Origin of the sequence: Methylobacterium frigidaeris (genome assembly GCF_022179185.1) — a bacterium.
GTDB lineage: Bacteria > Pseudomonadota > Alphaproteobacteria > Rhizobiales > Beijerinckiaceae > Methylobacterium > Methylobacterium frigidaeris.
This window is the reverse complement of the sequence record NZ_BPQJ01000053.1, coordinates 18,853-43,922: the sequence shown is the minus strand read 5'-3', so window position 1 is coordinate 43,922 and position 25,070 is coordinate 18,853. Positions and strand designations below refer to the sequence as shown.

At 71.1% G+C, this 25,070-nt stretch carries 22 protein-coding genes and 2 pseudogenes; 11 read left to right on the top strand and 13 right to left on the bottom strand.

What is annotated here, in order from left to right; translation table 11 throughout:
- Nucleotides 1-1,304 (top strand): methyl-accepting chemotaxis protein (locus tag MFF64_RS31390; RefSeq protein WP_238193309.1); only part of this gene is annotated, 1,304 nt, incomplete at its 5' end.
- Nucleotides 1,305-1,709: 405 nt separating this feature from the next.
- On the opposite strand, the gene MFF64_RS38695 is transcribed toward MFF64_RS31390, so the two are convergent.
- From MFF64_RS38695 to MFF64_RS31365, 6 genes are all read right to left on the bottom strand, one after another.
- Nucleotides 1,710-1,877, bottom strand: a complete 168-nt coding sequence (locus tag MFF64_RS38695) for a hypothetical protein (RefSeq protein WP_438823110.1) — start codon at nucleotides 1,875-1,877, stop codon at nucleotides 1,710-1,712.
- Between the two features lie 36 nt (nucleotides 1,878-1,913).
- Nucleotides 1,914-2,108, bottom strand: a complete 195-nt coding sequence (locus MFF64_RS38690) for a transposase (RefSeq protein ID WP_438823109.1) — start codon at nucleotides 2,106-2,108, stop codon at nucleotides 1,914-1,916.
- 378 nt (nucleotides 2,109-2,486) lie between these two features.
- Nucleotides 2,487-3,260 carry an enoyl-CoA hydratase-related protein gene (locus MFF64_RS31380; RefSeq protein ID WP_238193308.1) on the bottom strand — a complete coding sequence of 258 codons (774 nt, stop codon included), beginning with the start codon at nucleotides 3,258-3,260 and terminating at the stop codon, nucleotides 2,487-2,489.
- A gap of 109 nt (nucleotides 3,261-3,369) precedes the next feature.
- Nucleotides 3,370-4,137 carry a glucose 1-dehydrogenase gene (locus MFF64_RS31375; protein ID WP_099902702.1) on the bottom strand — a complete coding sequence of 256 codons (768 nt, stop codon included), beginning with the start codon at nucleotides 4,135-4,137 and terminating at the stop codon, nucleotides 3,370-3,372.
- Nucleotides 4,138-4,172: 35 nt separating this feature from the next.
- The gene (locus MFF64_RS31370) at nucleotides 4,173-5,801 is read right to left on the bottom strand and encodes an AMP-binding protein (RefSeq protein ID WP_273557185.1); all 1,629 of its coding nucleotides are present in this window, start codon (nucleotides 5,799-5,801) and stop codon (nucleotides 4,173-4,175) included.
- Nucleotides 5,802-6,033: 232 nt separating this feature from the next.
- Nucleotides 6,034-8,064 (bottom strand): 2,4-dienoyl-CoA reductase FMN-binding domain-containing protein, encoded by a 2,031-nt coding sequence (locus tag MFF64_RS31365; RefSeq protein WP_238193307.1) that lies wholly within the window; start codon nucleotides 8,062-8,064, stop codon nucleotides 6,034-6,036.
- Between the two features lie 391 nt (nucleotides 8,065-8,455).
- On the opposite strand from MFF64_RS31365, the gene MFF64_RS31360 reads away from it, so the two are divergent.
- The 4 genes from MFF64_RS31360 to MFF64_RS31345 all read left to right on the top strand — a co-directional run bounded on the left by MFF64_RS31360 (nucleotide 8,456) and on the right by MFF64_RS31345 (nucleotide 12,943).
- Entirely contained in the window at nucleotides 8,456-9,658 is a 1,203-nt protein-coding gene (locus MFF64_RS31360) for an ABC transporter substrate-binding protein (protein ID WP_099902674.1), read from the top strand.
- Nucleotides 9,659-9,731: 73 nt separating this feature from the next.
- Nucleotides 9,732-10,889, top strand: a complete 1,158-nt coding sequence (locus MFF64_RS31355; protein ID WP_238193312.1) for an acyl-CoA dehydrogenase family protein — start codon at nucleotides 9,732-9,734, stop codon at nucleotides 10,887-10,889.
- 41 nt (nucleotides 10,890-10,930) lie between these two features.
- Entirely contained in the window at nucleotides 10,931-12,076 is a 1,146-nt protein-coding gene (locus MFF64_RS31350) for an acyl-CoA dehydrogenase family protein (RefSeq protein WP_238193306.1), read from the top strand.
- Between the two features lie 57 nt (nucleotides 12,077-12,133).
- Nucleotides 12,134-12,943, top strand: a complete 810-nt coding sequence (locus MFF64_RS31345) for an enoyl-CoA hydratase-related protein (RefSeq protein ID WP_099901514.1) — start codon at nucleotides 12,134-12,136, stop codon at nucleotides 12,941-12,943.
- A gap of 133 nt (nucleotides 12,944-13,076) precedes the next feature.
- Here MFF64_RS31345 and MFF64_RS31340 read toward each other — a convergent pair whose 3' ends face one another.
- Nucleotides 13,077-13,538 carry an Lrp/AsnC family transcriptional regulator gene (locus MFF64_RS31340; protein ID WP_099901512.1) on the bottom strand — a complete coding sequence of 154 codons (462 nt, stop codon included), beginning with the start codon at nucleotides 13,536-13,538 and terminating at the stop codon, nucleotides 13,077-13,079.
- Between the two features lie 172 nt (nucleotides 13,539-13,710).
- On the opposite strand from MFF64_RS31340, the pseudogene MFF64_RS31335 reads away from it, so the two are divergent.
- The 5 genes and pseudogenes from MFF64_RS31335 to MFF64_RS31315 form a co-directional block, all read left to right on the top strand.
- A pseudogene (locus tag MFF64_RS31335) lies at nucleotides 13,711-14,196 on the top strand (branched-chain amino acid aminotransferase family protein); the annotation flags it as partial.
- Between the two features lie 40 nt (nucleotides 14,197-14,236).
- Nucleotides 14,237-15,074, top strand: a protein-coding gene (locus MFF64_RS31330; protein ID WP_238193305.1) for an IS5 family transposase whose coding sequence is annotated in 2 segments (ribosomal slippage) — nucleotides 14,237-14,593 and nucleotides 14,595-15,074 — 837 coding nt in all. Because the reading frame shifts where the segments join, the coding sequence is not laid out codon by codon here.
- 17 nt (nucleotides 15,075-15,091) lie between these two features.
- A pseudogene (ilvE, locus tag MFF64_RS31325) lies at nucleotides 15,092-15,715 on the top strand (branched-chain-amino-acid transaminase); the annotation flags it as partial.
- A 108-nt stretch (nucleotides 15,716-15,823) separates the two neighbouring features.
- Nucleotides 15,824-16,777 carry an NAD(P)-dependent oxidoreductase gene (locus MFF64_RS31320; RefSeq protein WP_238193304.1) on the top strand — a complete coding sequence of 318 codons (954 nt, stop codon included), beginning with the start codon at nucleotides 15,824-15,826 and terminating at the stop codon, nucleotides 16,775-16,777.
- Nucleotides 16,778-16,815: 38 nt separating this feature from the next.
- Nucleotides 16,816-17,991 carry an alpha-hydroxy-acid oxidizing protein gene (locus tag MFF64_RS31315; RefSeq protein ID WP_238193303.1) on the top strand — a complete coding sequence of 392 codons (1,176 nt, stop codon included), beginning with the start codon at nucleotides 16,816-16,818 and terminating at the stop codon, nucleotides 17,989-17,991.
- A 122-nt stretch (nucleotides 17,992-18,113) separates the two neighbouring features.
- Here the strand turns inward: MFF64_RS31315 and MFF64_RS31310 are convergent, their stop codons facing one another.
- Nucleotides 18,114-19,064 (bottom strand): electron transfer flavoprotein subunit alpha/FixB family protein, encoded by a 951-nt coding sequence (locus MFF64_RS31310; protein WP_238193302.1) that lies wholly within the window; start codon nucleotides 19,062-19,064, stop codon nucleotides 18,114-18,116.
- Between the two features lie 41 nt (nucleotides 19,065-19,105).
- Nucleotides 19,106-19,855: an electron transfer flavoprotein subunit beta/FixA family protein gene (locus MFF64_RS31305; RefSeq protein WP_099900395.1), complete on the bottom strand. Its 750-nt coding sequence runs from the start codon at nucleotides 19,853-19,855 to the stop codon at nucleotides 19,106-19,108.
- Nucleotides 19,856-20,402: 547 nt separating this feature from the next.
- Between MFF64_RS31305 and MFF64_RS31300 the strand changes: the two genes are divergently transcribed.
- Nucleotides 20,403-21,590, top strand: coding sequence for a pyridoxal phosphate-dependent aminotransferase (locus MFF64_RS31300; RefSeq protein WP_238193301.1), 1,188 nt, complete (start codon nucleotides 20,403-20,405; stop codon nucleotides 21,588-21,590).
- Between the two features lie 36 nt (nucleotides 21,591-21,626).
- Here MFF64_RS31300 and MFF64_RS31295 read toward each other — a convergent pair whose 3' ends face one another.
- Genes MFF64_RS31295 through MFF64_RS31280 form a run of 4 tightly spaced genes read right to left on the bottom strand, consistent with a single transcriptional unit; the run spans nucleotide 21,627 to nucleotide 25,067 of the window.
- Nucleotides 21,627-22,385, bottom strand: a complete 759-nt coding sequence (locus MFF64_RS31295) for an SDR family NAD(P)-dependent oxidoreductase (RefSeq protein WP_238193300.1) — start codon at nucleotides 22,383-22,385, stop codon at nucleotides 21,627-21,629.
- A gap of 11 nt (nucleotides 22,386-22,396) precedes the next feature.
- On the bottom strand, nucleotides 22,397-23,023 hold the full coding sequence (locus MFF64_RS31290) for a 3-hydroxyacyl-CoA dehydrogenase family protein (protein ID WP_238193299.1): 627 nt from the start codon (nucleotides 23,021-23,023) through the stop codon (nucleotides 22,397-22,399).
- 2 nt (nucleotides 23,024-23,025) lie between these two features.
- On the bottom strand, nucleotides 23,026-23,904 hold the full coding sequence (locus tag MFF64_RS31285) for a 3-hydroxyacyl-CoA dehydrogenase family protein (RefSeq protein WP_099902270.1): 879 nt from the start codon (nucleotides 23,902-23,904) through the stop codon (nucleotides 23,026-23,028).
- Entirely contained in the window at nucleotides 23,901-25,067 is a 1,167-nt protein-coding gene (locus tag MFF64_RS31280; RefSeq protein ID WP_099902268.1) for an acyl-CoA dehydrogenase family protein, read from the bottom strand. The genes MFF64_RS31285 and MFF64_RS31280 overlap by 4 nt, the downstream gene beginning before the upstream one ends.
- Nucleotides 25,068-25,070: the final 3 nt, after the last annotated feature.

The window sequence follows — 25,070 nt, the reverse complement described above, 5'->3', positions numbered from 1 at the left end:
CAGAATGCCCGAAAAACTTGCGCTCGGTGTGGACCAGTTCGCCGGGTCAGGGTCACCGGCCGACCCTGACGGCGTTCGCCCGCGTCCCCAACCTGCCGGCCTCGCTCGACTGGTACGTCGCCCTCTCCCTCGATCGGGCCGGCGCGGTCGCTCCCGTGACGCACCTGGCGCAGGTCATGGCCGCCGGGACCCTGATCGTCCTGCTCGTCCTCGCCGTCGTGGTCAGCCGGCTGATCGCCGTGACCGTCGCGCGGCCGCTCGGCCGGCTCGTGGCCGCCCTCGAGGGCATGGCGCAGGGCCGGATCGAGGGCGGGGTCGCCGAGGCGCGACGGCAAGACGAGATCGGCGCGGTGGGTCGCGCCGTCGAGGGTATCATGGCGTTGGTCGCCCGGACTGCTACTGAGGAGACCGGGCGCCGGCACACCACAGAGGCCGCCGCGGCCGCCGAGCGCCGCCGCACGATGATCGCGATGGCGGAAGGCTTCGAGCAGGCGGTCGGCGGCATCGTCGGCACGGTGTCCTCGTCCGCGACCGAGCTGCAGGCGACCGCCCGCACCATGACGGCGACGGCGACGGCGACGCAGACGGCCGGCCAATCCGCGAGCGTGGCCGCGGCGGCGGAGGAGGCGTCGGCCAATGTCGAGACCGTGGCCGCCGCCGCCGAGGAGCTCGGCGCCTCGGTCCGCGAGATCGCGCGCCAGATGGCCGGTTCGGCCGACCTGGCCCGGACCGCCGTTCGGGAAGCGGACGCGACCGCGCACCTCGTGGCGGACCTGTCGGAGGCGACGGCGCGGATCGGCGACGTTGCCGCGATGATCTCGACCATCGCCCGCCAGACCAATCTCCTGGCGCTCAACGCCACCATCGAGGCGGCGCGCGCGGGGGCCGCGGGCCGCGGCTTCGCGGTTGTCGCCGCCGAGGTCAAGGAACTCGCCGCGCAGACGACCAGGGCGACCGAGGAGATCACCGGGCACATCGCCCGAATCCAGGGATCGACGGGCCAGGCCGTGGACGTGATCGGCGCGATCGCAGGGCGCATCCGCCAACTCGATGCCGTGTCGGCTTCGATCGCGGCCGCGATCGAGGAGCAGGGGGCGGCGACGCAGGAGATCGTCCGCAACGTCTCCGAAGCCGCCGCCGGCACCGGGGAGGTGACGACGACCATCGCCGGGGTCGCGGGGGCCGCCGAGGAGACGGGGGCTGCGGCCACCCAGGTTCTGGCTTCGGCCTCCCGGCTCGCACAGCAGTCCGACAACTTGTCCGCCGAGGTGCGGCGCTTCCTCGACACTGTCCGGGCCGCGTGAGGCCGGCCTCGTGCCTTCCCATCCGCAACCGCCACAGCGACCGGAGCCGATGGGCGGCGAGTCTCACGGCCGGATCCCGGCTTGCCTTCCGCCGCGCTCCGGTCGTTCGGGAAAGGAGAGGCGGATTGACGGTGACTGTCTTCGTCCCAATCGATGGACCGCCAACCGTCGTTCGTACCGTGCATCCACCCCACCGGCGAACTCATCCCTCGGCCTGGGCGAAGCGACCCTCGCGGGGAGGGCTCGAGAGGTCGCGGAGGTTTCTGGAGCCCTCCCTCGCGGCCCGGCAATCTCCGATTGCCGGCAGTTCGGGATCAGGGCGAGGGGATGGCGCAGACCCGTGCGGCGCCGTCATTGCGCGCCGAGCGGCTTCCCGCACGAGGATTGCATTCGGCAAACCGGCGGTCAGCCGGCTTCCGGGGCCAGTGCCGCCACGCGGGCGGCCAGGAGCCTCACGATGGTCTCGCTCGGGGCGAGATCCCCCCGGGTCGCGGCGCACGCCGCCTTGCGGTGGTCGTCGGTCGCGGTGTGGTCGAGACGCGCCTCGCCGGGCGGGGCGCCGCTCGCCTGCACGAGGTCGAGCAGCCGACTCCAGACGCCGAGGCGCGCCTAGCGGATGAAGGTCTGGGCGGCCTGCCCCCAGGGCCCCAGTTCGGGCGGGACGGCGCGCCAGGAGGTCCGGTTCCGGTGCCGCCAGAGGATGGCCGAGATCGTGCGGCGCAGGTCCTTGTGCGGGGTCTTGCCTCTCGGCCGGCAGATCTCGACCAGCGGTTCCAGCTCGGCCCATTGTGCGTCCGTCAGCATCGCCATCACGCTCGTTGCGCGGCGCCGCTCGCCCGCGCGGAGGGCCCGACCAACGACGGGTTCCAGGGCGACGGCCGCTTGGGTTCGGTCTTCGGGGAACTGTCCTCGGGGCGCGGTCCTCGGCCGGGATCCGCGCGCCCGGCCGATGCGAGGGCCGGGCACGGCCGGTTCGGCGGACGCAGCCCCGTACCCGAGGGCCGCGGACCATGCGCCAGGGCAGCACCCGATCGCGGTGCGATCGGGTGCTGCCGCTAGATCTTCGATCGTGCCGCGTTGGCTTCGACGAGCCGGCCTCCGCTTCCGTGGACGATGGCTCTAGGTGTCTGATTTTACAGCATTTTCTGTGACGAACTGGTATCCACTTCGGCGGAAAATGCTCTAGCCGCGGAACTTGGGCGCGCGCTTCTCGAGGAAGGCCGTCACACCCTCCCGCGACTCCTCGGTGCCGTAGAACAGGCTGAGCGCCTGCATCCCGAGGGCCGAGATACCGCGGATCGACTCGGAATCCATGTTGAAGGATTTCTTGGCGATGGCGATGGCCGTCGGGCTCAGCGCCGCGATCTCGGCGCACCAGCGCTCGACCTCGTCGTCGAGCTGCTCGCTCGGGACGACCGCGTTGACGAGGCCCATCTGGAGCGCCTCCTGGGCGGGATAGCGCCGGCAGAGCATCCAGATCTCGCGCGCCTTCTTCTCGCCGACCACCCGGGCGAGGTAAGCCGTCCCGAAGCCGGGATCGACGGAGCCGACCTTCGGCCCGACCTGGCCGAGCACCGCGTTCTCGGACGCGATGGCGAGGTCGCAGCAGGTGACGAGGACGTTGCCGCCGCCGATGGCGAAGCCGTTGATCCGGGCGATGACGGGCTTCGGCGCGTCGCGGATGGCGGTCTGCAACTCCTCGACCGGAAGGCCGACCGTGCCGCGCCCGTCATAGGCGCCGTCATGGGCCGACTGGTCGCCGCCGGTGCAGAAGGCCTTCGACCCGGCGCCGGTCAGCACGATCGCCGCGACGGACTTATCCCAGCTCGCTTTGGTGATCGCGTGGATGAGTTCCTCGCAGGTCTGGCCGCGGAACGCGTTGTACTTCTCGGGACGGTTGATCGTGATCCAGGCGGCGGGACCGCGGATCTCGTAGGTGATGTCCTGATACTCCATGGCGTGTCCTCTCGTGCGGAAAGCGGCCGGCCCCCAGAGGGGCCGGGTTCGTCCTCGGGCCGAGGCCGGCCCCGCGGGTCGCGACCCGGGGAACCGGCCTCGCGCGGTCTCAACCGTGCATCGTCAGGCCGCCGGAGACGCTGACAACCTGGCCGGTGATGAAGTTCGCGTCGTCGCTCGCCAGGAAGGCGATGATTCCCGGAAGGTCAGCCGGCTCGCCGAGGCGCCGGAGCGGGATCGCCTTCTTCAGCCCGTCGTAGATCTTCTGGCCGTACTCGCCCTCGCCGACGAAGGAGCGCAGCAGCGCGGTGTTTGTCGGGCCGGGGCAGACGACGTTCACGCGCACGTTGTCGCGCGCCGTCTCGCGGGCGAGCGTCTTCGAGAAGGCGATCAGGCCGCCCTTGCAGGCGGCGTAGACGGACTCGCCGGAGGAGCCGACGCGGCCGGCATCGGAGGCGATGTTGACGACCTTGCCCCCGCCCGCGGCGATGAGGTGGGGCAGCGCGACCTTGTGGAGGTTGAGGGGACCGCGCAGGTTGATCGCGATGATCTTGTCCCAGAGGTCCGGCTCTGTCTCCAGGAACGGACGGGCGACATCCCAGCCGGCGTTGTTGACCAGCACGTCGATGCGCCCGGTCTCCCGCGCCGCGCCGTCGATGGCCCGGCGCGCCGCCTCGATGTCGGTGATGTCGAAGCAGCGCGTCAGGAGCCGGCCGCCCTCAGGCGCGAGGGCGTCAGCGAGCTCGCCCAGAGCCGCCTCATTCACGTCGCAGGCCACGACCGTGACGCCTTCCTGGATGAAGCGCTCGCAGATCGCGCGGCCGATGCCGCCGGCGGCGCCGGTCACGACGGCGACCCGTTCGTTCAGTCCTCTCATAGGGAACTCCTCGGTGCCCGGAACAAGGGCGTTGATCAGGATTGGTTGAGCTGCTGGCGGAGCTTGAACTTCTGGATCTTGCCCGTCGCAGTCCGCTCGATCGGTCCGAAGACGACCCGTCGAGGAAGCTTGTACTTCGCGAGGCGGTCGCGGCAGAACTCGATGATCTCGGTCTCGGTGACGCAGTCGGCGGTCTCGCTGAGCTCGACGAAGGCGCAGGGGACCTCGCCCCACTTGTCGTCGTTCATCGCCACGACGGCCGCGCACGAGACCGCGCCGTGCTGGTAGAGCACGTCCTCGACCTCGATCGAGGAGATGTTCTCCCCCCCCGAGATGATAATGTCCTTCGAGCGGTCCTTAAGTTCGATGTAGCCGTCGCCGTGCACGACCGCGAGGTCGCCCGTATGGTACCAGCCGTGCGCGAAGGCCTCGTCGGTGGCGCCCGGATTCTTGAGGTAGCCCTTCATCCCGAGATTTGTCCGGAACATCACCTCGCCCATGGTGGCGGCGTCCCGGGGCACCGGGGCCATGGTGACGGGGTCGGCCACCATCATGTCCTCGCACGTCACGGTCCGCACGCCCTGGCGCGCCATGACCTGCGACCGCTCGGGCGCCGGGAGCCGGTCCCATTCCTCGTGCCAGTCGCAGAGGCTCGTCACCCCGTGGATCTCGGTGGAGCCGTAGACGTGCCGGATCCGGAACCCGATCTCCTCCGAGCGCTTCAGGATCGCCGCCGGCGGGGCCGAGCCCGCGGTCATCACGGCGACGGAGTGGGGTAGCCCGCGCTTGTGCCGCGCCGCCGCGTCGGCGACGAAGCTGAGCACGGTAGGGGCGCAGCACATGTGGGTGACGCCGTAGGCCTCGATGGCGTCGAAGATCGGATCGGCCGCGACCTTGCGCAGGCAGACATGGGTTCCGCCGACCGCCGCGACGGCCCAGGAGAAGCACCAGCCGTTGCAGTGGAAGAGCGGCAGGGTCCAGAGATAGACCGACGTGCTGCTCATGCCGTGGTGGAGCAGCTGGCCGAGGGCGTTCAGGTAAGTCCCGCGGTGATGGTAGACGGCGCCCTTCGGGCTGCCGGTCGTCCCCGACGTGTAGTTGAGACTGATGGCGTCGAACTCGTCCGCGGGCCACGCGGCCGGCTCGGTCTCGTCGCCGCCCGCCAGGAAGTCCTCGTATGTCCGGTCCGAGACCCGCACGGGCGCGTCGGCGGTCACGTCCTCGATGTCGAGCACCAGGGGCCGCTTCGCCATCAGCGCCAGGGCCTCGCGGGCGGTGGCGCCGAGCTGCGTGTCGACGAGGAAGACGGAGGCCTCGCAATGCTCGAGGATGAACGCGACGCCGGCCGGGTCGAGGCGAGTGTTGATGGTGTTGAGCACCGCGCCCGCCATTGGCACCCCGAAATGCGCCTCGAGCATCGCCGGCGTGTTCTGGCACAGGATCGAGACGACGTGCCCGCGGCCGATCCCCGCCCGTCGCAGCGCCGAGGCGAGCTTGTGGCAGCGCCGGGCGTGCTCCGCCCAGGTGTCGCGCCGCTCGCCATGGATGATCGCGGTCTTGTCCGGAAAGACCTCGGCCGCGCGGGCGAGGAAGTGGAGCGGCGTCAGCGGCATGTGGTTCGCCGGCCGGCGCGACAGGTAGACGGCGTCGAAGTCAATGGGCACGATCGAACTCCCTGTTTCGTGCTGCTGTGTCGTGCATGTCCCGGCCGGCCTCGCGCAGGAGTGTCCGACGCGAAGCAATCGATGGATTTGTTGTAAGTAACGGACGGCAATACTTAAGAACGATCGTCCGGCGTGCATCGCCCGGACGCGATGCGGGGCCTCCCCCGACGGATGCTGCGTCACGCGGGCTCCGGCCGCCCCGCGACCGACCGGAGCCGGGCGGACCTCCGGATCAGAGGCTGTTGCCGATCCGTGCGCCCTCGTCGATGGCGCGCTTGGCATCGAGCTCCCCGGCGAACTTAGCGCCGCCGATGACGTGGACGGTCTGGCCGCGCTCCTCGAGGCTGTCGGCGATCGTGCGCTCGGAGAGCTGGCCGGCGCAGATCACGATGGTGTCGGCCTCCAGCACCTCGGACCGCCCGTCGACGGTGATGTGCAGCCCGGCCGCGTCGATCCGGTCGTAGGTCACCCCCGCGAGCTGCCGGACGCCGAGGTCCTTGAGCTCCTGGCGCAGGATCCAGCCCGTGCTCTTGCCGAGGGTCTTGCCGAAGCCCCCGGGCGAGCGCTTGAGCATCGTCACGCGCCGGCGCGGGCGCGGCCGCTCGGGCGCGCCGGCGATGCCCCAGCGGCGCGCGAACGCCGCGGCGTCCTGCGCCTCCGCGTGATCGGGATGGGCCAGGAACAGCGCGATGTCGTGCCCGATGCCGCCGCCGCCGATCACGACGACGGAATCCCCGGCGACCACCGAGCCGTCGAGGATCTGCGTGTAGCCGACGATCCGCGGGTCGTCCGCCCCCGGGATGTCGAGGGCGCGGGGCTGGATGCCGGTCGAGACGATGACGTCGTCGAAGTTCTCCCGCGCGAGCGCCTCCGGGGCGACGCGCCAGCCCAGGCGGACTTCGACCCCGAGCTCCGCGAGCTGGTTCCTGAAGCCCTCGATCGCCCGGCCGTAATCCTCCTTGCCCGGGACCTTGGCCGCGAGGCGGAGCTGGCCGCCGATCTCGGGTGCCGCCTCGTAGATCGTCACCACGTGGCCCCGCCGCGCCGCCTCGAGCGCGGCGACGATGCCGGCCACGCCCGCGCCCACCACGGCGACCCGCTTCCGGCGCTCGGCCGCGTCGTCGGTGAACTGCGTCTCGCGTCCGGCGCGCGGGTTGACCACGCAGCTGATCACCTGGTCGGTGAAGTAGTGGTCGAGGCAGGCCTGATTGCAGGCGATGCAGACGTTGATGAGATCGCCGCGGCCTTCCTCGATCTTCCTTGGGAAGGCCGGATCGGCGAGGAAGGGGCGCGCCATGGAGACGAGGTCCGCCAGGCCGCCGGCGACGAGGCGCTCGGCATCCTCCGGCAGGTTGATGCGGTTGCTCGCCGTGACGGGGATCGACACCGCGGCCTTGATCCGGGCGGTCGCATCGGTGAAGGCCGCGTGCGGCACCACCCCGGCGATGGTCGGCACCGCCGCCTCGTGCCAGCCGATGCCGGTGCTGAGGCAGTCGGCGCCGGCCCGCTCGACCTCGCGGGCGAGCCAGACGACCTCGTCGTCGCTCAGGCCGCCCTCGACGAGGTCGAGGGCCGAGATGCGGTAGCTCAGCAGCCCCGAATCCCCGAGCGCCTCGCGCACGGCCCGGACCACCTCGAGCGGGAAGCGGGCCCGGTTCTCGAGCGAGCCGCCCCACTCGTCCTCGCGCCGGTTGGTCCGCGTCGCCAGGAACTCGGTGATGAGGTAGCCCTCCGAGCCCATGACCTCGACGCCGTCGTAGCCGGCGGCCGCCGCGAGGGCGGCGGTCCGCGCGTAGTCGGCGATGGTCCGGCGGATCTCGTCACCGGTCAGCATCGCCGGCGTGTCGCGGTTGATCGGCGACTTGAGCGGGGAGGGGGCGACGATGGCGGGATGGTAGCCGTAGCGCCCCGCATGGAGGATCTGGAGGAGGATGCGACCGCCCGCCTCGTGCACGGCCTCGGTGATCAGCCGGTGCGGCCCGATCTGGTCCTCGCGCTCGAGCGTGCCGGGCTCGTCCTTCATGCGGCCGGCGAAGTTCGGCGCGAAGCCCCCGGTCACGATGAGGCCGACCCCGCCCCGGGCGCGCTCGGCGTAGAACCGCGCGAGCTCGTCGAAGCGCTCCGGATGCGCCTCGAGCCCCGTATGCATCGAGCCCATCACGAGGCGGTTCGGCAGCTCGAACGGGCCGACCCGGATCGGCCGCATCAAGGCCGGAGCGCTGCGGGCCGGATGTCCGGATCCGGCATGCTGGACGTGAGCCATCGGTGGCGACCCTCCCTGATCTGGCATCTCTACCCGCCATCGTTGATCCCATCATGGCTTCACCCTCATTATGTGTCAACATGTTTGCGTTTAATGGGGTTAGGTCGCAGTGGGGCGCTGCGTCGCCATGGGGCGGGAATGCGGGGGATGGCAAGGGCGACACCGCGATCCGGGACGGCCTGATCCGCGGATTGCGAGCGGGCGCGAGCAGGTTAGGGGCGTGACAGCCGGATCGTCCCGCCGCCCGCGGCGATCGCCCCGGACGCGCCGGAGCGGGTCGCGGCAGGGCAACGCCGCCGAGCAATTTTAGGACAACATATTGACTAATCGGCGGGGCCGGTTCAGCCTTGTCGTCAGCCGGCCACCAAGGCCGGACCTGGGAGGACGTGACATGAGGATCGGCACCCTGCTGCTCGCCGCGGCATTTCTCGGCCCGGGCGCTCTCGCGAGAGCCGCCGACGTGCCGGTCAAGCTGGGCGTCCTGACGGATCTCAGCGGTCCCTACTCGGCGCTGTCGGGCGAGGGCTCGGTCATCGCGACCCGCATGGCGGTCGAGGAGTTCGTCGCGGCCCATCCCGGCTACAAGGTCGAGGTGGTGTCGGCCGACCACCAGAACAAAGCCGACATCGCGTCCTCCGTCAGCCGGAAGTGGTTCGACCAGGACGGCGTCGACGCCCTCGTCGACGGGGCGAACTCGGCCGTGGCCCTCGCGGTCAACCAGATCATCAAGGAGCGCAACAAGGTGTTCCTGGCGTCCGGACCGGCCACCTCGGACCTGACCGGCAAGGCGTGCAACGCCAACGTCGTGCACTGGACCTACGACACCTACGCCCTGAGCCAGGGCACGGGCGCCGCGCTGACGCGCCAGGGCTGGAACAAGTGGTTCTTCCTGACCGCGGACTACGCCTTCGGCCACGCTGCGGAGCGCGACACCTCGGCGGTCGTCGAGGCCGCGGGCGGCCGGGTGCTCGGGCGCGTGCGGGCGCCCCTGAACACGGCGGACTTCTCCTCCTACCTGCTGCAGGCCCAGGCCTCGGGCGCGACGGTGCTCGGCCTGGCCAATGCCGGAGCCGACATGATCAACGCCGTCAAGCAGGCGTCGGAGTTCGGCCTGACGCGCGAGGGCATGAAGCTCGCCGGGATGCTCGTCTTCATCACCGACGTGAAGAGCCTCGGCACCAGCGCGGCGCAGGGCCTCGTCGTGACCGAGGCCTTCTACTGGGACCTCAACGACCGGACCCGGGCCTTCGCCAAGCGCTTCGCCGCGCGGGCGGGCGGACGCATGCCGACCATGATCCATGCCGGCGCCTACGCGGCGTCCCTGCACTACCTGCGGTCCGTCGCGGCCCTGGGCGCGGCGAAGGACGGGGCCGCCGCCGTCGCCAAGATGAAGGAGCTTCCGACCGACGACCCGGCCTTCGGCACCGGCAGCATCCGCAAGGACGGGCGCAAGATGCACGACCTGTACCTGTTCGAGGTCAAGAAGCCGTCCGAATCCAAGGGCGAGTGGGACCTCTACAAGCAGGTCGCCACCATCCCGGCGCAGGAGGCCTTCCGTCCCCTCGACAAGGGTGGCTGCGCGCTCGTCCAGTGAGCGCCGGCCGCCGATCCCGCCGCGCCGGGGCGCTCCGCGCGCCGGCGACATCAAGGAGCCGACCGTGAGATCCATGCAGCACTTCGAGGCGTCCCGCGGCTGGGACGACGAGGAAATCCAGATCCTCGACCAGATCCGCCGGGTGGCGGCGGAGGTGATCGCGCCCCGCGCCGCCGAGAACGACGAGGCCAAGTCGTTCCCCTGGGCCAGCCTCAGGTCGCTGCACGAGCTCGGGCTCAGCGGGATCTCGATCCCGGAGGCCTATGGCGGTTCGCCGGTGTCGTACCGCCTCTTCCTGGAGGCGGTGCTGATCGTCTCGCAGGCCTGCGCGGCCACCGGCATCATCTTCGGCACCAACAGCGCCTGCGTGAAGCCGATCCTCCAGTACGGCAGCGAGGCGCAGAAACGCCGCTTCCTGCCGAGGATGCTGGAGGGCGGCCTCGCCGCCCTCGCGATCACCGAGCCGCATGCCGGCTCGGACGCGACGCAGATGCGCACGAGCTTCCGGCGCGACGGCGACGACGTCGTCGTCAACGGGAGCAAGATCTTCATCACGACCGGCGACGTCGCCGACCTGGTGATCCTGTTCGGCAAGTGGTCGGGCATCGAGACCCCCGCCAAGGCGGTCTCGGCGCTCGTCGTCGAGAAGGGCACGCCCGGCTTCGAGGTGCTGCGGCTCGAACGGAAGATGGGCACCCACGCCTCCTCGACGGCGGCGCTCGGGTTCTCCGATTGCCGCGTCCCACTCGACAACCTCCTCGGCGCCCCCGGCGACGGGTTTAAGATCCTGCTCTCGACGCTCAACAAGTCCCGTCCGAGCGTCGCCGCCCAGGCCCTCGGCATCGCGACGGCGGCGTTCGAGGACGCCCGCGCCTACGCGTGCGAGCGGCACCAGGGCGGGCGGCGGGTCCTCGACTACCAGGCCAACCAGTTCCTGATGGCCGACCTCGCCACCGAGCTCCTGACCACGCGCATGCTGCTCGACCATGTCGGGCGCCTGGTCGATGCCGGCATCGAGGACATCGCCGTCGAGGCGTCGATGGTCAAGGTCCGGGCGTCCGACCTCGCGATGCGGATGACGGTGGAGGCCGTGCAGCTCCATGGCGGGCACGGCTACTGCAGCGACCACCGGGTCGAGCGGCTGATGCGGGAAGCCAAGATCACGCAGATCTGGGAAGGGACAAACCAGATCCAGCGCCAGGTGATCGGCCGCGACCTGCTGCTGCCCTGAAGTCCACCGAAGATCAACGCGAAAACAGGACACGTCGTTCGATGCCCTTGGATCCGGAAACGTTCGAGCTGCTGCGCAGCGGCGTCGCCCGCTTCGTCACGGAGCGGCTGATTCCCCGCGAGGAGGAGGTCGTGGAGCACAACGCCGTGCCCGCCGACGTCGTCGCCGAGATGCGCGACCTCGGCCTCTTCGGACTGGCGATCGACGAGGAACACGGCGGCCTCGGCCTCGGCATGGAGGAGGAGGTCGGGGTGGTCCTCGAGCTCGGGCGGGCCTCGCCGGCCTTCCGCTCCGTCGCCGGGACCAATATCGGCATCGGCTCGCAGGCCCTCGTCATCGCCGGCACGCCGGAGCAGAGGCGGCGCTACCTGCCCCCGCTCGCCTCGGGCGAGCTGATCGGCTCCTTCGCGCTGACGGAGCCGGAGGCCGGCTCCGACGCGCTGTCGCTGCGCACCACCGCCCGGCGGGACGGGGACGACTACATCCTCAACGGGACGAAGCGCTACATCACGAACGCGCCGACGGCCGGCCTGTTCACCGTCATGGCGCGCACCGCGCCGGAGCGGCGCGCCGACGCGATCTCCTGCTTCCTCGTGCCCGCGGGCACGCCGGGGCTGCATCTCGGCCAGCCGGACCGGAAGATGGGCCAGCGCGGGGCGCTGACCTGCGACGTAGTGTTCGAGGAGTGCCGCGTGCCCGCGGACGCGCTCCTCGGCGGCCAGGAGGGCAACGGCTTCCGCACCGCCATGAAGGTCCTCGACAAGGGCCGCCTCCACATCGCCGCCCTGTGCGTCGGCGCGGCCGACCGGCTCATCGAGGAGACGCTGCGCTACGCCCGCGAGCGCCGGCAGTTCGGGCAGGCCATCGGCGAGTTCCAGCTCGTCCAGGCGATGCTCGCCGACAGCCAGGCCGAAGCCTACGCGGCCCGCTGCATGGTCCTCGACGCGGCCCGGCTGCGCGACCGCGGCGCCGCCACGACGATGCAGGCGGCCTGCGCCAAGATGTTCGCCTCGGAGATGGTGGGGCGGGTCGCCGACCGCGCGGTCCAGATCTTCGGCGGCGCCGGCTACATGGCGGAGTACCCGGTCGAGCGGTTCTACCGCGACGTCCGGCTGTTCCGCCTGTTCGAGGGCACGACGCAGATCCAGCAGCTCGTCATCGCGCGCGAGATGCTCAAGGCCGCGTGACGGGACCGGGACGCCGGAACGACCCGGCACAGACTGTAAACAGCCAAGGGGCTCACGATGACCGAGACGGTGACGATCGAGGATTGCGGCGGCTGGAGCCGGGTCACCCTGAACCGGCCCGAGCGGCTGAACGCCCTCAACGAGCCGACGCTGGAGCGCCTGCTCGCGATCCTGCACCGCCTAGCGGAGGACGAGGGCTGCCGGGCGGTGCTGCTCACCGGCGCCGGCCGCGGCTTCTGCGCCGGGCAGGACCTCGCCGATTGCGTCCCGCAGGACGGCAGACCCGGCCTCGACCTCGCGGGGATCATGGAGCGCTGCTACAACCCGCTGGTGCGGCTCATCCGCACGATGCCCAAGCCGGTCGTCTGCGCGGTGAACGGCGTCGCGGCCGGGGGCGGGGCCAACCTGGCGCTCGCCGGCGACATCGTGGTGGCGGCCCGTTCCGCGACCTTCGTCCAGGCCTTCGCGAAGATCGGCCTCATTCCGGACGTCGGCGGCACCTACTTCCTGCCGCGCCTCGTCGGCGACGCCCGGGCCCGGGCGCTGTCCTTCCTGGCCGAGCCGGTCGGCGCCGAGCAGGCGGCGGCCTGGGGCATGATCTGGCGGGCGGTCGACGACGACCGGCTCGCCGCCGAGACGGTCGCGCTGGTCGAGCGGCTCGCGAGCCAGCCGACCCAGGCCTTCGCCCTGATGAAGCGCGCCTTCGCGCAATCCGCGACGAACACGCTCGACGCGCAGCTCGAGGTCGAGCGCAGCCTGCAGGGCGCTGCCGGCGCCACGCCCGACCACGCCGAGGGGCTGGCAGCCTTCTTCGCGAAGCGCGCCCCGAACTTCACCGGCCGGGCCGCGAGCTCGCCCGCCGCCTGACGCGTCCGGGGATCGCGGTTCGCCGCGCGGGTCCGTCCTCTCTTCCCGCCCGCGGGGAGAGAGGACGGACCCGCTCTCGTTCGGTTTCAGGACGATTTCCGGGCCCGTACCGCGAGCGCCCCCGCACCGGCTTTCACCGCAGCGGGATCTCTGTCGTGCGCTTGTTGATCTGCAGCGGGATCTCCGTCTTGATGTTGCGCACGCCCCTGATGCGCCCGAGATGCTGCGCCTGGAACTGGCGGTAATCGTCGAGATCCCGGGCGACGATGCGGAGGATGAAGTCGCAGTCGCCGGCCATCATGCAGCACTCGACGATCTCCGGCAGCTTCTGGACGGCCTCGACGAAAGGCACGACCGTCTCCTCGTCCTGACCCGTCAGCCACACCCGCGCGAAGACGGTGAGCGACAGGCCGAGCTTGCCGGGGTCGAGCAGCGCGACGTAGCGGGCGATCATCCCCGATTCCTTCAGCCGCTTTACCCGCCTGAGGCAGGGCGACGGGGACAGGCCGACCCGGCTCGCGAGGTCGGCGTTCTGGATGCCGCCGTCGCGCTGCAGGACCTGGAGGATGCGGCGGTCGATCGGGTCGAGGAACATGCGCAATCCGATAGCATGATCGTGCCGTTTCCAGCAATCCGAATGTGCGTCCTGAGAAGATCGAACCGAACTTCGCAACCCGATCGCGTTGCTCCTGCCGTAGAATGCTCCTCGTGTCGAAGCTTGGTTCGCCGCCGTTCCACGGCCCGTCCAGACCCCAGGAGACTCTCCGATGACCGTCGCGGCCGAAGATTTCCCGATTCAGCAGACCCCGTCTCCGACCCCGCAGAAGGACCGGGACGCGGCGCTGGCCGATCCCGGCTGGGGCCGGCACTTCTCGGACCACATGGCGACCATCCGGTACGATGCGGAGCGCGGATGGCACGCGCCGAAGATCGAGCCGCGCCGGACCCTCGACCTGCATCCCGCGGCGTCGAACTTCCATTACGCCTCCGAGATCTTCGAGGGGATGAAGGCCTATCGGCTGCCGGACGGCGGCGTCACCCTCTTCCGCCCGGACGCCAATGCGCGGCGCTTCCGCGCCTCGGCCGAGCGCCTGGCGATGGCGCCGTTGCCGGAGGACCTCTTCGTGGAATCCGTGAAGGCGCTGGTGCGCGCCGACCGCGAGTGGGTGCCCGCCACCGACGGAACCTCGCTCTATCTCCGGCCGTTCATGCTCGGCACGGATGCGGCGCTCGGCACTAGGGCGTCTCTGCAAAGGGGTTCACACGGGCGGAGTGAGCGCCCATGTGGTCGGGATGCGACGCTTTGAACTGACTGACGCGCAGTGGGAGCAGATTGCTCCGCTGCTGCCGCCGCAGAAGCCGCGCACCGGCCGGCCTGCAGAGGATCACCGTCGGATCCTCAACGGCATGCTCTGGATCCTGCGCACTGGCGCGCCCTGGGAGGATCTACCGGCACGCTACGGGGCGGTCGGGACCGTGTCGAGCCGGTTCTACCGCTGGCGCAAGGCCGGCGTGTTCGACCGGGTGCTGCAGCGCCTGCAGGCACAGGCGGATGCCCGCGGCGACCTCGACTGGGACCTGCACTTCGTGGACGCGACGGTGGTGCGCGCCCACCAGCACGCCGCCGGCGCACGCCGGTCCGGCGCCATCGGGGGGTGAGGGCACGGTCGAGGGTGTGGGCGAGGCGCTCGGGCGCAGCCAGGGCGGGTTCTCGACCAAGCTGCACCTGCGCGCGGAGGGCGGGGGTAAGCCGATGGCGGCCGTCCTGACGGCTGGCGAGCGGCACGAGCAGTTTGCGCTGGACGCGCTGATGGACAAGGGCGCGGTGCGGCGGCCAGGACGTGGCCGCCCCCGCCTGCGTCCGTGCCGGGCAGCGGGCGACCGAGGTTACTCCAGCCCACCCGCCCGACGCCGGCTCAAGCAGCGGAGGGTCGAGCCGGTGATCCCGACCCGCAAGGATCAGCCGCGTCAGCCCGACTTCGACAAGGCCGCCTACCGGGAACGCAACAAGGTCGAGCGGCTGATCAACCGGCTCAAGCAGTATCGCCGCATCGCCACCCGCTACGAGAAGCGGGCCACCAACTACCTCGCCATGGTCACTCTCGGCATGACCATGCTCTGGCTTACGTGAGTTTGCAGAGACGCCCTAGGCCGTCTTCCTCGTTCCTCTACTGCGTCATCGCCTCGCCGGTCACGGCCTACTTCAAGGCCGGCGCCGCGCCGGTGACGCTGTGGGTGTCCGAGACCTTCACCCGGGCCGCGCCCGGCGGAACCGGCGCCGCGAAGTGCGGCGGCAACTACGCCGCGAGCCTCGCCGCCCAGGCGGAGGGCCTGCGGGAGGGCTGCGAGCAGGTCGTATTCCTCGACGCGCTCGAGCGTCGCTGGGTCGAGGAGCTCGGCGGCATGAACGTGTTCTTCGTCTTCGACGACGGCTCGCTGCAGACCCCGCCGCTGACCGGGACGATCCTGCCGGGCATCACCCGCGACTCGCTCATCACCCTCGCCCGGGACATGGGCTTGACCGTGCGCGAGGAGCCCTACGCGATCGACCAGTGGCAGGCGGATGCGCGAAGCGGCCGGGTCGGGGAGGCCTTCGCGTGCGGGACCGCCGCGGTGGTGAGCCCGATCGGCCGGGTGAAGGGGCGCCGGCACGAATTCGCGATCGGCGACGGCCGCAGCGGGCCGGTGACCGAGCGCCTGAGGTCCGCGCTGACCGACATCCAGTTCGGCCGCGCTCCCGACCCGCACGGCTGGCTCGACCGCGTGCTCTGACCCTTCCCCGCCCGGCGGATGACGGCGCCGCCGCCCGCCGGGCGGCCGTCGCCCCGTCGCGCGTGCGGCGGGCGGCGCCTTCCCTGAAGCCTCATCGGAGTTTTCATCGTGACTCAGCCCGCCACCCCCTCGGTACCCGCATCCGGCGAGGAGATCGGGTTCATCGGTCTCGGCGTCATGGGGCGGCCCATGGCCCTGAAGCTGGCGCGCGCCGGGACGCGGCTGGTGGTCTGGAACCGCTCGCCCGCCTCGGCCGAGCCCCTGCGGGCCGCCGGCGCGGCAGTCGCCGGCAGCGTCGAGGAGGTCTTCGCCCGCACGCGCCTCGTGATCTGCATGCTGGTGAACGAGGCCGCCCTGGACGCGGTCCTGCGCCGCGGGACGCCGGCCTTCGCCGAGCTCGTCGCCGGCCGCCTGATCGTCTCCATGGGGTCGAACGCCCCCGATTATTCCCGCGGCCTCGCGGCCGAGATCGCGGCGGCCGGCGGCCGCTACGTCGAGGCGCCGGTCTCGGGATCCCGCAAGCCGGCCGAGGCGGGCCAGCTCGTCTGCATGGTCGGCGGCGAGGCGGATGCCATCGCCGAGGTCCGGCCGCTGCTGCCGGCGATGTGCCGGGACGTCGTCGCCTGCGGTCCCGTCGGCAACGCCCTGCTGATGAAGCTCGCCGTCAACCTCTTCCTGACGACGATGCTGGCCGGTCTCGCCGAAGCCGTCCACTTCGCGGACCGCCAGGGGCTCGACCTCGCGACGCTGGAGGCGGCGATCGATTCCGGGCCGATGAGCTGCGACTTCACCCGCGTGAAGCTGCCGAAGTTCATCGCGCGGGATTTCTCCGTCCAGGCCGCGACCGAGGACGCGTTCAACAGCACCCGGCTCATCGCCGACGCGGCCCGCGCCGCCGGCCTCGCCTCGCCGATGCTCGACCTCGCCGGCGCGCTCTACGGCGAGAGCATCGGCCTCGGCAACGGCCGGCTCGACATGGCGACCGTGCTGCACGCCATCGAGCACCGCACGGAGCAGCTCGCCGCGGCCCGCGTCCGCCCGGCGCTGGCGGCCGTCGGCTGACGCCCCCGAGAACCATCGCGACGCTACGGAGGAAACACGTGTCGAACAGGCAGTACGGCGACTTTCAGCTCGATATCTACCGGGCCGGCCTGCGGGGTGAGGTTCCCCGCTACCCCGTCGATTTCGCGTCGCTGGAGAACCAGGCCAGGGAGGTGCTGCCTTGGTGGATCTTCAACTACGTCGCCGGCGGCTGCGGCGACGAGTTCACCCAGCGGGACAATTGCGCGGCGTTCCAGCGCTACGGCATCTATCCGCGGATGCTGAGGGGATCGCGGGAGCGGGACCTCTCGGTCACGCTGTTCGGCCGCACGGTCCCGACGCCGCTGTTCCTGTGCCCGATCGGGGTCATCGGCATCTGCTCGCAGGATTACCACGGCGACCTCAGGGTCGCCGAGGCGGCGGCCGAGACCGGCGTTCCGATGATGGCCTCGACGCTGTCGACGGACCCGATGGAGGACATCGCCGCGGCGCTCGGGGACACGCCCGGGTACTGCCAGCTCTATCCGCCCAAGGACCGCGACCTCGCGCTGAGCTTCCTGCGGCGCGCCGAGGCGGCCGGGTTCTCGGCCATCTCGATCACGCTCGACACCTGGGTCACGGGGTGGCGGCTGCGCGACCTGAACACCGCCAGCTTCCCGCAGCTCCGCGGCTACTGCCTGGCGAACTACTTCACCGACGAGCACTTCCTGAAGCGGCTGGCGAAGCCGCCGCAGGAGGACCTGCACGCCGCCGCCTGGGAATGGGCGAACGTGTTCGGCAACAACCTGCAATGGGACGACCTCAAGTGGATCCGGGAGGCGACGACGCTCCCGATCATGCTGAAGGGCATCTGCCATCCCGACGACGCGCGCCGCGCCGCCGATTACGGGATCGACGCAATCCAGTGCTCGAACCACGGCGGGCGCCAGGCCAATTGCGGCCTCGCCGCGCTCGACATGCTCGAGGGCGTGGTGAAGGCGACGTCGCTGCCGGTGCTGTTCGATTCCGGGGTGCGCAACGGCAGCGACGTGGTCAAGGCGCTCGCCCTCGGCGCGTCCAGCGTCGGCATCGGCCGGCCCTACGCCTTCGCGCTCGCGGCCGGAGGCAAGGACGGGGTCGTCCACCAGCTCCGCGCGCTCCTCGCCGAGGCCGACCTGCTGATGGCGATCAACGGCTACCCGACGATCGCCGACCTGCGGGCCGACGACGTCCTGGTGCGGGCACGCGGCCGGTGAGAGCCGGCCGCTGAGGGAGGGGCCCGATCGCGGGCCCCGCGTCTCGCCGATCGTGAGGCTCGCCCGGCTCCGCCCGGGCGAGCCTCGTTGCTTGGAAGATCCGGGCTTGGAAGACCCGGTCCCTACGCCTCCGACTTCCGGATCTGCTCGTGCAGGTCCGGCACGACCTGGAACAGGTCGCCGACGAGGCCGTAATCGGCGACCTGGAAGATCGGCGCCTCCTCGTCCTTGTTGATGGCGACGATCACCTTCGAGTCCTTCATCCCGGCCAGGTGCTGGATCGCCCCCGAGATGCCGACCGCGACGTAGAGGTCCGGCGCCACCACCTTGCCGGTCTGGCCGACCTGCCAGTCGTTCGGGGCGTAGCCCGCATCCACCGCCGCGCGCGAGGCGCCGACCGCGGCACCGAGCGAGTCGGCCAGCGGCTCGATCAACTCCTTGAACTTGTCGGCCGACCCGAGCGAGCGCCCGCCCGACACGATGATGCGGGCACCCGCCAGCTCCGGACGGTCGGACTTCGCGATCTCCTCGCCCTTGAACGACGACTTCGCCTCGCCAGCCGCGCCGGCCGGCGCCGCCTCGACGGGAGCGGCGGACCCGCCCTCCGGGGTTGCCTGGAAGGCGGCGGTGCGCACCGTGATCACCCGCTTGGCGTCGGTCGCCTGCACGGTCTGGATCGCGTTGCCGGCGTAGATCGGCCGCTCGAAGGTGTCGGGCCCGACCACCTTGATGATGTCCGAGACCTGGGCCACGTCGAGGAGGGCGGCGACGCGCGGCAGCACGTTCTTGCCCTCGGTCGAGGCGGCGGCGATCACGGTGTCGTAGGCGGCGGCGAGCCCCGCCACCAGGGCGGCGGTCGGCTCGGCCAGCAGGTGGTCGTAGGCGGCGTCCGCCGCCACCAGCACCTTGTCGACCCCGTCGAGCTTGGCGGCGGCATCCGCCGCGCCTTGCGCGTCGGCGCCGACCACGAGGGCGTGGACCGGGGCGCCGAGCTGCTTGGCCGCCGTGAGGGCCTTGGTGCTGGCGTCCTTCACGGCGCCGCCGGCATGCTCGACCAGCAGGAGAGTGGTCATGGCGTGTCGTCCTTTTCGTTCGCGGGAAGCGCGGGCGTCCGTCAGAGGACGCCGGCCTCGACCTTCAGCTTGGTGACGAGCTCGGCGGCGCTGGCGACCTTGACGCCGGCCTTGCGGCCGCCCGGCTCGACGGTCTTGAGCACCTTCAGTCGCGGGCTCACGTCGACGCCGAGCGCCTCCGGCTCGACCGTGTCGAGGGGCTTCTTCTTCGCCTTCATGATGTTGGGGAGCGACGCGTAACGCGGCTCGTTGAGGCGCAGGTCGGTGGTGACGATCGCCGGCAGCTGCAGGGTCAGGGTCTGCAGCCCGCCGTCGATCTCGCGGGTGACGTCGAGGCGGCCCTCGGCCACCTCGAGCTTGAACGCGAACGTGCCCTGGGGCCAGCCGAGCAGGGCGGCGAGCATCTGGCCGGTCTGGTTGGAATCGTCGTCGATCGCCTGCTTGCCGAGGATGACGAGGTCCGGGCTCTCCTTCTCCACCAGCGCCTTGAGGAGCTTGGCGACGGCGAGCGGCTCGACGGCGGCGTCGGTCTTGACCAGGATGCCGCGGTCGGCGCCCATGGCGAGGGCGGTGCGGATCGTCTCCTGGGCGGCCTGCGGTCCGATCGAGACCGCGACGATCTCGGTCGCCTTGCCCTTCTCCTTGAGGCGGATCGCCTCCTCGACGGCGATCTCGTCGAAGGGATTCATCGACATCTTGACGTTGGCGAGCTCGACGCCGGAGCCGTCCGGCTTGACCCGGATCTTCACGTTGTAGTCGACCACCCGCTTCACGGGTACCAGAACCTTCATGATGCCTGTCCCTCGATCATCGTCGAACGTCTCCTGATTGCGCCTGCCCGAGATCGGTGCCGTCGCCGGGCGATGGTGGGGTCGCCGATCGGCGCCCCGGGACCGTCTCCCGGCCGCGGACCGCGAGGCGCCGGGATCCGCAACGTGGGCAGCGGTCTGCGACGCCTCGCGTCACGGCCGCACGCGCGACCGGCGCCGGACGGCGGAGCCCTTGCCGGGACCCGCGTTTCCGGTCGCCTCGCCGAACGCACCTTTCACGGGTCGTGCCAAGCCGCCGCAAGGACGACGCTCGCCGCGAGGACGTGCGAACCGCCCGCTAGCTGTCGTCCGTGAGGACAGTCCGCCGGTGATGATGTACGCATGCCGGACAATGGATCGGCCTGCATCGCGGATGGTCGGAGCGTCGGCAGGATCCGGGCGGAGCGGCGCCGGGGCCGGTCCCCCCCGCGGGGGATAGTCCCGGCGGCGGCGGCTGCGATAGAGCCTGGAATGCCGCGACGCGCCCGGCGCGCGCGCCCTGCGATGAGCATCCAGGATCAACGGCCCGATGGCGTCACCCTCCCCCGTTCTCCCGCGCGACGCGATCGCCGCGATCCCGCCCGCCCTCATCCGCTCGATCGCCAACGGCGCGATGGGCCGGGAGGGCCTGCTGCCGTTCTGGTTCGGCGAATCCGACGAGACGACGCCGGCCTTCATCCGGGAGGCCGCGATCCGCTCGCTCGAGAGCGGCGAGACCTTCTACCTGCCCAATCTCGGCCGGCCCTACCTGCGCGACTCCCTCGCGGCGTACCTGACGCGGATCCACGGCTGCCCGATCGAGTCCGAGCGGGTCGCGGTGGTCAGCGCCGGCATCTCGGGCCTGATGCTGGCCGCCCAGGTGATCCTCTCGCCGGGCGACAAGGTCGTCGCCGTCACGCCGCTGTGGCCGAACGTCGTCGAGATCCCGCGCATCCTGGGAGCGGGGGTGACCCGGGTGCCGCTCGCGGTGCGGGACGGCCGCCGGTCGCTGGATCTCGACCGGCTTCTCGCCGCGCTCACCCCCGGCACGCGCGCCCTCGTGGTGAACTCGCCCAACAACCCGACCGGCTGGACGATCACCGAGGAAGCGATCGACGCCGTCCTGGCGCATTGCCGCCGGCACGGCATCTGGATCTTCGCCGACGACGTCTACCAGCGCCTGCCCTACGACCCGGACGTGGCCGGCGCGCCGTCGTTTCTCACCCGTTACCGGCCGGGCGACCGGATCATCTCGGTCAACAGCTTCTCGAAGGCGTGGCTGATGACGGGCTTTCGCATCGGCTGGATCGTGGTGCCGCCCGACATCGTCGATACCTTCGTCAAGCTCATCGAGTACAACACCGCCTGCGTCCCGGAGCCGAGCCAGCGCGCCGCCGACGCGGCGCTCCGCGGCGGCGAGCCGGTGATCGCGTCGCTGCGCGCGCATCTGCGGCGCACCCGGGCGATTCTGGCCGAGGGGCTCGGCGCGCACGAGGGCGTCGAACTGCCCGAGGCCGGCGGGGGGATGTACGGGTTCTTCCGCATCGCCGGCTACGAAGACGCCGTGACGCTCACCCGCCGCCTCGTCGACGAGGTCGGCCTCGGCCTCGCGCCGGGTAACGCTTTCGGGCTCGAGGGGAGGGGCTGGCTCCGCTGGTGCCACGCGGCTTCCGAGGACAAGCTGCGCGATGGGCTCGGTCGGTTGGCGCGCTTCCTCGCGCTGTCGCGCCAGGCGTGATTGCGGCGGCCGGACGCTCGTCGTCCGGCCGCCGCGTCAGCGGATCGTCAGGCCGCCGTCGACCATCACGGCGGCGCCCTGCATGAAGTCGGAGTCTGGCTTGGCGAGGAAGACCGCGACGGCAGCGATCTCGTCCGGCTGGCCATAGCGGCCGGACGGCACGGCGGTCGCAGCCTTCATGAACCGCGACTCGGGCTCCGCCAGCCGCTCCCGGGTCATCCCGGTCTCGACCAGGCCCGGGCAGACGGCGTTCACCTTAATGCCGCGGCGGCCGTAATCGGAGGCGAGCTGGCGCGTGTAGCCGAGGAGCGCATGCTTGCTCGCCGTGTAGGCCGCTCCGCCGCCGCCGGCGACGAAGCTCGCCACCGAGGCCACGTTGACGACCGTGCCGCGCCCCTGTGCCAGCATCCCGGGCAGCACCGCATTGGTGAGTCGGAACACAGCCGTGACGTTCACCGCGAAGACCCGCTCCCACAACTCCTCGCTGGTGTCGAGGGAGCGGGCGAATCCGTCGAGGATCCCGGCGGTGTTGCTTAGGACGTCGATGCGGCCATGGGACTCGACCGCCGTGCCTACGAGCCGCGCGACGTCCTCGCGCCACGTCACGTCCGCGGCGACGGTCAGGCACCCGTCGCCTGCGCCGGGCAGGGTGGCAAGACCGCCTGCGTCGCGGTCGGTCGCGACGACCCGGGCGCCCTCCTCGAGGAAGCGTAGGACTTGCGCCCGTCCGATCCCGGAGGCGGCGCCCGTCACGAGGACAACCCGGCCCCGCAGGCCGCGCTCCCCGTCAGGCACGCACGGCGCCGTCACGGCGTCCGGCGCCGTGCGGCGACGACCGCCCGGCGGGCCGGGGCGTAGCCGGGTCCGCCATAGGTCTCGAACAGCGCCCTGGTTACGTCATGATGCAGGTCGAGGCCGCCGCGCACCACCCGCTCGATCGGACCGTCAGGGTAGCCGAGGCCGAGGCGACAGGTCAGGTCCATATCCTTCTGCGTCGCGAGCCCCTCGTCGAGGAAGCGCAGGGCGGCATTGTATTTCGGGCGCACGAGCCGGTCGATGATGCGCCCGGCCTGGTCGGTGCAGACGACGACGGCGAGGCCCGCGGCCTCGAACACCGCCCGCGCCGCGGCGAGGGCCGCTTCGCTGGTCGCGTCCTGGCGCACCAGCTCGACGAGGTTCGAGGGAGCGTCGCGCCCGTTGCGGTAGCGGGCGAAGCCGACGACGTTCGAGCCCTCGCCCCCCATCGCCTCGCCGGTATGGGTGCCCAGGCTCTCGTCGCCGAGCTCGACCAGGATCGCGGTCTTCCCGGGATCGGCCTCGTACGGCACGCCGCAATACACCACGACGTCGCCCTCGCCCGCGGCGCCCGCCAGGAAGGGGTCGCCGTCGGGGAACGAGCGGCTCTCGCCGGCCTTCAGAATCGCGTAGCGCATCCCTAGCCCCCGAACATCGCGTTGCCGTCGTAGGTGAAGAAGCCGCGGCCGGACTTGCGGCCGAGCAGGCCGGCGGCGGTCATGCGGCGCAGAAGCGGCGGGGCGGCGGCCCGCGGGTCGAGCGTCACCGGGTAGAAGGCCTCGCAGAGCCGCACCTGGGTGTCGAGGCCGATCAGGTCGATGAGCTCGAGCGGCCCCATCTTGTAGCCGAGGCCGGCCTTGATCGCCGCGTCGATGTCGGCCGGGCTGGCGACGCCGGCCTCGACCGCCCGGATGGCGTCGTTGTTGAAGGGCACCAGGAGGGCGTTGAGGATGAAGCCGGGCTTGTCCTGCGTGCGCACCGGCACCTGGCCGCAGGCCTCGGTCCAGGCCCAGGCCGCCCGCAAGGTCTCGTCCGAGGTCAGGAGGCCCGGCGACATCTCGATCAGCTTCATGAGCTGCGCCGGCAGGCAGAAATGCATGCCCACCACCCGCTCCGGCCGCTTCGAGCCGGAGGCGATCTCGGTGATCGACAGGGTCGAGGTGTTCGAGGCGAAGATCGCGTCCTCGCGGCAGGCCGCGTCGAGCCGCTCCATCAGCCCGCGCTTGACCGACAGGTCCTCGAACACCGCCTCGATCACGAGGTCGGCCTCGCCGAGCGCGGCGAGATCGGTGGTGTGGCTCATCGAGCCGAGCACGCGGTCGCGCATCTCGGCCGTCATCTTGCCGCGCTCGACCGACTTGCCGAAGAAGCCGGCCGTCTGCTTGGCTGCCCGCGCCAGCGGCGCCTCGGCGACGTCGTAGGAGATGGTGCGGAAGCCGGCCCGGGCGGCGACGATGGCGATGCCCGCGCCCATCGTGCCCCCGGCGCCGCAGACCGCGACCGTTCTGATGCTGCTCATCGCGTCACGAAGCTCCGGCCGATCAGTTGGCGGTGGACCTGGTTGGTGCCTTCCCAGATCTGGGTGATCTTGGCGTCGCGCATCAGGCGCTCGACGCGGTAGTCGCGGCAGTAGCCGTAGCCGCCGTGCAGCTGCACCGCCTCGGTGGTCATCCGCATGGCGAGGTCCGACGCCTTCATCTTGGCGATCGACGCCTCGACGCCGAAATCGCTCGCCCCGCCGTCGACCAGCCCGGCGACGTAGTCAAGCCAGGATTCCGTCATCGCGAGGTCGCTGGCGAGATCGGCGAGCAGGAACTGGTTGCCCTGGAAGTCGAGGACGCGCTTGCCGGACTGCTTGCGCTCGTTGCCGTAGCGCACCGTGTCCTTGAACGCCGCCCGGGCGATGCCCAGCGCGTGGGCGGCGATGCTCGGGCGCGAGCGGTTGAGCGAGGCGAGCAGGATCCGCAGGCCCTCGCCCGGCGCACCGATCAGGTTGGCGCGCGGCACCCGGCAGCCGTTGAACGCGATCGTCGCGGTCGAGGAGGCGCAGTGCCCCATCTTCTCCTCGAGCCGCACTGTCTCGAAGCCCGGCGTGTCCTTCTCGAGGATCAGCACCGAGATCGCCTCGCGGGCCTCGGGGATCTCGCTCCACTTGCCGAAGAGCAGCAGGCGGTCGGCGACGTCACCCGAGGTGATGAAGGTCTTGCCGCCCTCGACGACGATGTCGTCGCTGTCCGGCGTGAAGCGGGTGCGCATCCCGGTGGCGTCCGAGCCGGCGCCGGGCTCGGTGATCGCGAGCGAGCCGAGGCCGCCTTCCGCGATGCAGGGCAGGAGTCGGGCCTTCTGCTCCTCGGTGCCGAACTCGATCAGCGGCTTCATGCCGTGGAAGTTCGTGGCGTAGATGATGCCGGTGGAGGCGCAGGCCTCCGAGATCAGCTTCACCACCTCGAGATAGAGCCGGAACGACATCGGCGCGCCGCCATAGGCTTCGGGCACGAAAATGGCGTTGAGGCCGAGTTCGTTGATCGCCGAGACGTTGTCCCAGGGGAACGTGCCGGCGCGGTCGTGGTGCTCGGCGCGGGGCGCGATGACCTCGTCGGCGAGGCGGCGGACCTGGTCGAGGACGATCGCCTCGTCCTCGGTCCATCCGCGGCTGCGGTCGAGCTGGTCGAAGATCTTCATGAG